6 protein-coding genes and 1 pseudogene are annotated in these 9,422 nt (G+C 72.8%); 2 read left to right on the forward strand and 5 right to left on the reverse strand.

Annotated features, from left to right (window positions below):
- The 5 genes and pseudogenes from CCS38_RS34445 to CCS38_RS34465 form a co-directional block, all read right to left on the reverse strand.
- Nucleotides 1-302 (reverse strand): annotated as a pseudogene (locus CCS38_RS34445) (hypothetical protein); the annotation flags it as partial.
- Nucleotides 303-685: 383 nt separating this feature from the next.
- Nucleotides 686-1,234 (reverse strand): ATP-binding protein, encoded by a 549-nt coding sequence (locus CCS38_RS34450; protein WP_223737510.1) that lies wholly within the window; start codon nt 1,232-1,234, stop codon nt 686-688.
- A gap of 277 nt (nt 1,235-1,511) precedes the next feature.
- The gene (locus tag CCS38_RS34455; RefSeq protein WP_030258286.1) at nt 1,512-2,279 is read right to left on the reverse strand and encodes an enoyl-CoA hydratase/isomerase family protein; all 768 of its coding nucleotides are present in this window, start codon (nt 2,277-2,279) and stop codon (nt 1,512-1,514) included.
- Between the two features lie 89 nt (nt 2,280-2,368).
- Entirely contained in the window at nt 2,369-3,589 is a 1,221-nt protein-coding gene (locus tag CCS38_RS34460) for a L,D-transpeptidase (RefSeq protein WP_223737512.1), read from the reverse strand.
- Between the two features lie 226 nt (nt 3,590-3,815).
- A complete protein-coding gene (locus tag CCS38_RS34465; protein ID WP_372457203.1) occupies nt 3,816-5,033 on the reverse strand; it encodes a L,D-transpeptidase in 1,218 nt (405 codons plus the stop codon).
- A 167-nt stretch (nt 5,034-5,200) separates the two neighbouring features.
- On the opposite strand from CCS38_RS34465, the gene glgX reads away from it, so the two are divergent.
- Nucleotides 5,201-7,420: a glycogen debranching protein GlgX gene (glgX, locus tag CCS38_RS34470; RefSeq protein WP_372457204.1), complete on the forward strand. Its 2,220-nt coding sequence runs from the start codon at nt 5,201-5,203 to the stop codon at nt 7,418-7,420.
- A gap of 97 nt (nt 7,421-7,517) precedes the next feature.
- Nucleotides 7,518-9,422: ABC transporter ATP-binding protein (locus CCS38_RS34475; RefSeq protein ID WP_223737513.1), on the forward strand; the 1,905-nt coding region annotated here is incomplete at its 3' end.

Raw genomic sequence — 9,422 nt, forward strand, 5'->3', positions numbered from 1 at the left:
GAGAGGTGCGCGAGCGGGGTGACCGCGGGCGCCGCGAGCGGTTCGCCGCGGTGCGTCGCGAGCGCGGGCGCGTTCTCGCTCTGCCCGGGCGCGTCGCGCGGCGCGCACTTCTTGGGCACGGCGGCGGCGACGGGGGCGGGCGCGATGTCGGACGCCGGCCGGGCCTGGGAGACGGGCGCCGCCTTGGCCGCGGAGGCGGCCGGTGCGCCGGATGTGCCGCACAGCAGCGGTGCGAGGACCAGCGTCAGGAGGAGGAGCAGCGGCCAGGCCGCCGAGCGGTGCGCACGTCCCGTCGCTCCCATGCGGCCGCTCCCTCCCCGGTGTCCGGTGCCGCCCACGGGCGAGCGGCTCGGCGCCCATCCTACGGACCGCGGAGGCCCCGGACCGGCGCCCCGTACACCCTCGGCGAATTCCGGTAATTACTCGGCGGTTCCCGACCAGGCGCGGCGATTGCAAGGTCGGTGGCACAACTCACCTTCGATCAGCCACTACTTACCTCCCATACATCCGGAGCTGACCGTTATGCCCTTTTGGCAGCCGCCCACCGCGCCTGCGATAGTCGGGGCAACGACCCCCCATTGACCCGGGCCAGGTCGTCTCGGCGCCGCGGGCACACCCCTTCCGCTCTCGGTGCGCGACTACTGGGGCCCGTTCCGCGACAACGCGGAAGGGCCCCAGTCACGTTTCACGCGCGGTCCGTCACCCGCATCTCGAACCATGTCGTCTTGCCGCGGGGCAGCAGATCCACACCCCAGCGGTCGGAGAGCTTGTCCACGAGGAAGAGCCCGCGGCCGCTCACGTCCAGCTCATGGACCGGCATCAGGCAGGGCAGCCCGCGGGACGGGTCGCGCACCTCGATGCGGATCCAGCCGCGGCGGCGCAGCATCCGCAGGCCGAACGTGCGGGCGCCGGTGTGCCGGACGGCGTTGCCGACCAGCTCCGAGACCAGCAGCACGGCGTGCTCGGCGAGCTGGGGCGCCAGCGACCACTGCTTCAGCAGTACGGACTGCGTCAATCTCCGGGCCGTGGCGGCCGATTCGGGGCGCGAGGGTAGCCGCACCTCTTCGTGGGCGGGATCGCCGATGAGATCGAGCATCCGGGTCGCTCCGTCGCCCCGAGCGGCAGCCGTCACCCTGGCACTCTCCCCCTCCGCGTCCTGGGCGGGCAGCACCCATCGCTGGGCAGCCGTACCGGTCCCCGGCCGCGGCTGCTCCGTACCTTCGAGGCCCGCCATGCCACCATCATGGACGCAACCGGCACGGTACGGGGGCGGAACCGCTGGAATCGGTCGCCCGGAATCCGCGGTTCCCCTACCCCCTGCCGACATATGCCATGGGCAGTCAACACCCCCGCACACCCCTCCTGACCTGCGACGCAACTTGTCCACAGCGGGCCATCGGGAGTGATTTCACGGGGACGACTCGGGCCCCTCGCGAGCCGGGCGGCATTCGCCCGCAAGGAGCACGGGCCGTGCGTGCGCGACCCCATTCGCACCATCAACACCGCTCGGGTCAGCGGAACTTGGCCTTGCCGGGGCCCTCCTCGACGAAGCTGCGCATGCCCGTCGCGCGGTCCTCGGTGGCGAACAAGCCTGCGAACCAGTTCCGTTCGATCGTCAGTCCGGTGTCGATATCGGTCTCCAGGCCGGCGTCCACCGACTCCTTCGCGGCGCGCAGCGCCATCGCCGGGCCCACGGCGAGCCGGGCCGCCCAGGCGTGCGCCTGCGCGTACACCTCTTCGGCGGGAACCACCCGGTCCACCAGTCCGAGGGCGAGTGCCTCGTCGGCCTTCACCTGGCGGCCGGTGAAGATCAGGTCCTTGGCCTTGGAAGGGCCGATGAGGCGGGCGAGGCGCTGGGTGCCGCCCGCGCCGGGGATCAGGCCGAGCAGGATCTCGGGCTGGCCGAGCTTGGCGTTCTCCGCAGCGATGCGGAAGTCGGCGCAGAGCGCGAGCTCGCAGCCGCCGCCGAGCGCGTACCCGGTGACCGCGGCCACCACGGGCTTGGGGATGCGGGCGACGGCGGTGAAGGAGTCCTGCAGCGCCTTGGACCGGGCGACCATCGCCGCGTGGTCCATCACCTGCATCTCCTTGATGTCCGCGCCGGCCGCGAACACCTTCTCGCCGCCCCAGATCACCACTGCGCGGACGTCGTCGCGGCGAGTGGCCTCCTCGGCCAGCTCGCGCAGCCGGTCCTGGGTGGCGGTGTCCAGCGCGTTCATGGGCGGACGGTCCAGGCGGACGGTGCCGACACCGTCGGCCACCTCGAAGTTCACAGTCATGAGGGCAGGTTAGTAGCCGTTCACGCGAACGGTGCCGGTGCACTTGGTCACAGTGCACCGGACGCCCCGTCCCGGCCCCGCCGGAGGTCTTACTGCGGCGCCTTCCACTGCTCCCACGGCATGTTCCACACGTTCAGCCCGTTCTCCGGCTGGATGGTGCGGTCGTGCGAGTTCTTGACGACGACCAGGTCGCCGATCATCGAGTTGCTGTAGAACCAGCCGGCGGGCGTGGACGTGCTGCCGCCCCGGTAGTCGAAGAGACCCACGCAGCCGTGGCTGGCGTTGCGGTTGCCGAAGGTCCACTGCCCCGACCAGTAATTGCCGTGGATGAACGTGCCCGAGTCGCTGAGCCGCATCGCGTGCGGCACGTCGGGGATGTCGTACTCCCCGCCGAAGCCGACGGTCTCGCCGTTCATCCGCGTCACCGGGTGCTTCTCGCTGATCACCATCTTGCCGTTGTACGTCTCGGTGCCCGGCGCGCCCGCGGTGACCGGCAGCGTCTTGATCTTCTTGCCGTCGCGCACCACGGTCATCTGATGCGACGCCGCGTCCACCGTGCTGATCTGGCTGCGGCCGACGGTGAAGGTGACCTTCTTGGTCTGCGTCCCGTACACCCCGGGGCGGCCCTCGACGCCGTTGAGGTTCATCGTGAGGGTGACCTTCGTGCCCGGCTTCCAGTACTTCTCCGGGCGGAACTCCAGGCGGTCGTTGCCGAACCAGCGGCCGTCGATCGGCACGGACGGCTCGGCCGTGACCTCGATCGCGCCCTCGACCGCCTTCGGGTTCGTGATGCCGCGCGTGAAGCGAAGGTCGACCGGCATCCCGACGCCGACCGTCTGCCCGTTCTCCGGGACATGGCGCCCGATGAAGGTGTTCTTCGGTACCAGGGTCGTGAAGTCGGCGTGCTCGGCGGCCTCACGGCCCTCGGAGTCCTTCGCCACCACGTCGACGGTGTACTCCGTCGCCGTGCTCAGGTGCCGTACCGGTTTCCATTCGCTGCCGTCCTCGGACAGCCTGCCGTCGACGGCGCTGCCCTTGCGGTCCTTGACCGTCACGGACTTCAGCGTGCCCTTGTCGACCGTCACCTTCAGGGCGCCGCTCGTGGCGACGTCCTCGGCGCCGTCCTTGACCGAGATCTTCACCGCCGCCTGCGACGCGGCGTCCTTGTTCCCGTCCTTGTCCTCGCCGCTGCCGCCGCACGCGGCCACCAGCACCATCAGCGCCCCGAGCACCGGAGCGAGCAGGACCCTTCCCCCCTGCCGCCGCCGAAACCGCCCTCGCGGCGCCCCCCATATCGGCTGCACGTCCAAGACTTGGCCTCTTTTCCCCTCGCACGGCCCGCATCCGCGGCGCGCGGCACGGGCCACGCGCGCGCCTGCCGCCAGATAACCACACCGGGGACGAGGGCGGACTCCCCGGACATGTCACCGTTTCGTCCCAAGTGAGGGCGGTGGTACGGGATGTACGCGAGGGGGCCGCGCGGGCGGTCAAGTCGGCCGGATAACGGTGCGGCCGGTGCCCGCGCGGTGCCCGGGATCAGTGGACGGCGGAGCCCCGAAGCCACTCCTCCCACGGCATGTTCCAGCCACCGAGCCCGTTGTCCGGTGCCACCGTCGCGTCCCGGGAGCGGATCACCTCGACGACGTCGCCGATCAGCGAGTTGCGGTAGAACCAGCCCGCCGGGGTGTCCGGGCTGCCGCCCTGCTCGTCGCGGAGCCCGACGCACCCGTGGCTGGTGTTGGCGCCGCCGAACGTCCCCCGCGGCGCCCAGTAGTTCCCGTGCAGGAACGTTCCCGAGGTGGTCAGGCGCAGTGCGTGGGGCACATCGGGGATGTCGTACTCGCCACCGAAGCCGACCGTTCCGCCGTCCATCCGGGTCATCGGATGCCGTTCCAGGACCACCATCCGGCCGTTGTACGTCGGGTTGTCCTGGTCCCCCGCGGTGACCGGCAGGGTCACCGGCGGCGTCCCCGGGCGCCGTACGGTCATGGTGTGCGCGGCGGCGTCAACCACGCTGGTCTGATCCCGGCCGATCCGGAAACGGACGGTCTTGTGCTGGATCCCGTACACCCCGGGCGCCGCACGCACGTCCCGCAGCCGCAGCGCCATCGTCACCTCCGTGCCCGGCCGCCAGCGCTCCCGGGGCCGGAAGTCCAGCCGGCGCGTGCCGAACCAGTGGGGTGCGACGCGCACGGCGGGGCGCGCGGTGACGGAGACGGCCCGCTCGACGGCGGCACGGTCGCGGACCGGGCGGTTGAAGTCGAAGGAGACGATCATTCCGGTGCCGACGGTGGAGCGGTGCTCGGGCCGGAAGAAGCCGACGACGCGGTGCCGGGGCACGTAGGTGGTGAAGGAGGTGTGCCGGGCGGTGCGCCGCCCCTGCCCGTCCAGCGCCACGGCCTCGACGGTGTACCGGGAGGCGAGCGCGAGCGGGGGGCCGGACGAGCGCCAGCCGAGCCCGTCGGGGGAGAGCCGGCCGGGCACCGGTGCGCTGCCGGTGTCCCCCGCCCGGGTGACCTCGACCCGTTCCAGCCGCCCGTCCGGTACCCGTACCTCGATGCGGTGGCCCGCGCGCACGCCGCGCGCGCCGTCGTCCGGCACCACCCGTACGGCCTCGCGCGCGGGACGCGGCGCGTCCGACGTCCACCCGCCCGGCCCCTGGCAGGCGGAGAGCAGGACGGCGCCGGTGAGCAGCGGTACGGCGGCCGTCCAGGGCCGCCCGGCCGCTCGGTTTCTGAGGGTTCGGTAGCTCACGGTGGTCTCAACGAGCGTTCGCTTCGTGGGGAAACGTGAGGTCCTGCCCAGTTCGGGGAAGGAAGGGGGCAGGGCTGGATCGCCGGGAGGGCACGTCCACGCGCGCGGCCGGGACGCCGCGTGCGGGCACCGCCCGATCGAGTCGCCGAGCGGCGGGAGGCTGCCACGTGTCGAGTGCGCTGGAGCAGGAGGCACTGCCGGACGACGGCCGGGCGAGAACGGCCCCGGACACGGTCACGGTGCGCCCCGGGAGCCCGCAGCCCCTCGGGGCGCGCTTCCGCAGCGGTCCGGACGGCGTCGCGGGGACGAACTTCGCGCTGTGGGCGGCGGGCGCCGAGGCGGTGGAGGTGTGCCTCTTCGACGACGCGGGCGCCGAGACCCGGTATGCGCTCACCGAGCTGACGCACGAGATCTGGCACGGCTTCGTCCCCGGCGTGCGGCCGGGGACGCGGTACGGCTACCGCGTGCACGGCCGCTGGGACCCCTGGACCGGGGCCCGCTGGAATCCGGCGAAGCTGCTGCTCGACCCGTACGCGCGTGCGGTCGACGGGGACTTCCGGCTGCCGCCGGAGGTGTACGGCCATGTGCGGGACTGGCCCGAGCAGCACATAGCGGACACGGTGCGCGACGACCGGGACTCCGCGCCGCACGTCCCCAAGGGCGTGGTGGTGCACGACGACGCGTCCGGTGACGAGTGGGAGGACGACCGCCGCCCGAAGACGCCGTGGGCCGATTCGGTGATCTACGAGCTGCACGTGCGCGGCTTCACGAAGCTCCATCCGGACATCCCGGAGCACCTGCGCGGCACGTATGCCGGGCTCGCGCACCCGGCCGCGATCGGGCACCTGACCCGGCTCGGCGTCACCGCCGTCGAGCTGCTGCCCGTGCACCAGTTCGCGCACGAGGACCATCTGCTCCGGCGCGGCCTGCGCAACTACTGGGGCTACAACTCCATCGGGTACTTCGCGCCGCACGCCGCGTACGCCGCGTCCGGGACGCGCGGCCAGCAGGTGGGCGAGTTCCGCCGGATGGTGCGCGCGCTGCACGACGCCGGCATCGAGGTCATCCTCGACGTGGTCTACAACCACACGGCCGAGGCGAACGAGATGGGCCCGATGCTGTCCCTGCGCGGCATAGACAACCGGGGCTACTACCGCCTCCAGCAGGACCCGCGCCGGTACGCCGACTACACCGGCTGCGGCAACACCCTGCACGTCGTCCAGCCCCACGTGCTGCGCCTGATCACCGACTCGCTGCGCTACTGGGTCACCGAGATGGGCGTGGACGGCTTCCGCTTCGACCTGGCCGCGGCGCTCGCCCGGTCCATGCACGACGTGGACATGCTCTCGCCGTTCCTCGCGGTGATCGCGCAGGACCCGGTGCTGCGCCGGGTGAAGCTGATCGCCGAGCCGTGGGACGTGGGGATGGGCGGGTATCAGGTCGGGGCGTTCCCGCCGCTGTGGACGGAGTGGAACGACCGGTACCGCGACGCCGTGCGCGACTTCTGGCGCGGCGCGTATCCGGACGTCCGCGACCTGGGGTACCGGCTGTCCGGCTCCAGCGACCTGTACGCCTGGGGCGGCCGCCGCCCGCAGGCGTCGGTCAACTTCATCACCGCGCACGACGGCTTCACCCTGCGCGACCTGGTCTCCTACGAGCACAAGCACAACGAGGCCAATGGTGAGGCCAACCGCGACGGCACGGACGACAACCGCTCGTGGAACTGCGGCGCCGAGGGCGAGACCGACGACCCGGACATCAAGGCGCTCCGCCGCCGCCAGCTGCGCAACCTCCTCACCACGCTGCTGCTCTCCACGGGCGTGCCGATGCTGGTCGCGGGCGACGAGCTGGGCCGTACCCAGCACGGCAACAACAACGGCTACTGCCAGGACAACGAGCTGGGCTGGCTGGACTGGTCGCTGGCGGACGATCCGGAGTGGCGGCCGCTGACCGAGCTGGTGGCGCGGCTGATCACGCTGCGCCGGGCGCATCCGGTGCTGCGCCGCCGCGCCTTCTTCTCGGGGCGGCCGCAGGGGCCCGACGGGTTGCGGGACCTGGCGTGGTTCACGCCGGCGGGCACGGAGATGACGGACGCGGACTGGTACGCGCACGCCGCGGGCCTGAGCATGTTCCTGTCCGGTACGGACATCCCGCAGCGGGACGAGCGCGGGCTGCCGGTCACCGACGACAGCTTCCTCGTCGTGCTGCACGCCGGGGAGGCGCCGGGCCGCTTCACCCTTCCGGACGCGCCATGGGCCCGTACGTATGAACTCCTCGTCGACACCGCGCGGGAGGACCAGGAGGCGGCGCCGGGCACGGCGTACGCGGCGGGTGCCGAGGTGGAGATGCCGGGACGGGCGGTGTGGCTGCTGCGGGCCGGGCGGTGACCGCCCGGCCCGGGGCCGCCCGCCCCGGGCCGCAGCGGGCCGCATCGGGGAAAAACCCCGTGAGGATTGTCAGTGGTGACTTCTACGCTCACTGCTGATGAGCGATGACGCGCACCACCCCGAGTCCGCCGTCCCCACTCCCCGCTCCCCCGTGCGATCGCTGCTGCGCCTGTGGCCGTACGTCCGCCCCGTACGGGCCCGGCTGGCCGGCGCGGCGGGCGTCGCCGTCCTGGCGTCCGGCACCGGCCTGCTCATCCCGCTCGTACTGAAGTGGCTGGTGGACGGGCCGGTCGCGGAGCGGGACACGGCCGGCATCCGGCTGGGCGGCGGCATCCTGCTGCTTCTCGGGCTCGCCGAGGCCGGGCTCTTCGGACTGCGCCGGTGGCTGGTCGCGCGGCCGCTGGCGAGCGTCGAGGCGGCCATGCGCGCCGCGCTGTACCGCCATCTCCAGCGGCTGCCGGTGGCCTTCCACGACCGCTGGCCCACCGGGCAGCTGCTCTCCCGCGGCACGACCGACCTGCAGCTGCTGCGGATGTTCCTGGCCTTCCCGCTGACTTTTCTGTTCGTCAACGGCGTCACGATCCTCGCCGGCTGCGCCATCCTGCTCGCCCAGCGCTGGTCGCTGGGGCTGGTCCTGCTCGTGCCGATCGTGCCGCTGGTGGTGCTCTGCTCGGTGTTCGAGGCGAAGTACTCCGTCGCGGCGCGCCGTTCGCAGGACCAGGTCGGCGACCTGACCACGCTGGTCGAGGAGTCGGTACTGGGCATCCGCATCATCAAGGGCTTCGGCCGGCACCGCGCCCAGGCCCGCGCCTACACCGCCCTCACCCACGAGCTGCGCGCCACCGAGCTGCACAAGGCCCGGCTGCTCGCCGCGATCTGGGGCGTCATCACGGTCCTGCCGGAGACCGCCATCGGGGCCGCGCTGATCCTCGGTACGGTCCAGGTCGCCGACGGTGACCTGTCGGCGGGCACGCTCGTGGCGTTCCTGTCCACCGCGCTGGCGCTGCGCTGGCCGGTGGAGTCCATCGGCTTCCTGCTGGCGATCAGCAATGAATCGGCGACCGCGGCGGACCGGTACTTCGAGGTCATGGACGTACCGGAGGCGGATGCGGCCGACGCGTCCGTACTCCCGGCCGCCCCCGGCGCCCCGGCCCCCGACGGCCTCGCTCTCACCGGCGTGGAGTTCCGCTACCCCGACGCGCCCGCCGGCGCGCCGCCCACGCTGCGCGGCGTCGACCTGCACGTCCGGCCCGGCGAGACGATGGCCCTGGTGGGTGCCACGGGCAGCGGCAAGACCACGCTCACCGCGCTGGTGCCGCGGCTGTACGACGCCACCGGCGGCCGGATCACCCTGGACGGGCGCGACATCATGACCCTGCCGCGGGACGAGCTGCGATCGCTGGTCGCGGTGGCCTTCGAGGAACCCACCCTCTTCTCGGCGAGCGCGGCGGAGAACGTCCTGATGGGCGGCGAGGAGGCGGACGAGGACGGCGTGCGGCGGGCGCTGCGGGTCGCCCAGGCGCACGAGTTCGTCGCCGCGCTGCCGCAGGCCGAGCACACCCAGGTCGGCGAGCAGGGGCTGAGCCTGTCCGGCGGGCAGCGGCAGCGGCTCGCGCTGGCCCGCGCGGTGGTCGGGTCCCCGCGCTTCCTCGTCCTGGACGACCCGCTCTCCGCGCTGGACGTGCACACCGAGGCGCGGGTGGAGGCCGCGCTGCGCGAGGTGCTGGCGACCACGACCGCGCTGATCGTCGCGCACCGCCCCTCCACGGTCCTGCTCGCCGACCGGGTCGCGCTGCTCTCCGGCGGCCGCATCACCGCCGTCGGCACGCATCAGCAGCTGCTGCGGGAGAGCGCGGAGTACGCCCATCTGATGTCCGGCGCGGGCCCGGACGGCGCGGGCCCGGACGGCGCGCTCCCCGACGGCACGGCCCCCGACGACGCCGATCCGGCCGGTACGGCACCGGCCGGGGCCGCCCCGGCCCGCATCGCAGAGGAGACGGAG

The sequence above is a fragment of the Streptomyces purpurogeneiscleroticus genome (assembly GCF_020024005.1).
GTDB classification, from domain to species: Bacteria; Actinomycetota; Actinomycetes; order Streptomycetales; family Streptomycetaceae; genus Streptomyces; species Streptomyces purpurogeneiscleroticus.

Excerpts from the sequence above, each read along its gene's own strand:
- CCS38_RS34450 (WP_223737510.1), bottom strand. The coding sequence starts at position 1,234 with ATGGCGGGCCTCGAAGGTACGGAGCAGCCGCGGCCGGGGACCGGTACG.
- CCS38_RS34455 (WP_030258286.1), bottom strand. The coding sequence starts at position 2,279 with ATGACTGTGAACTTCGAGGTGGCCGACGGTGTCGGCACCGTCCGCCTG.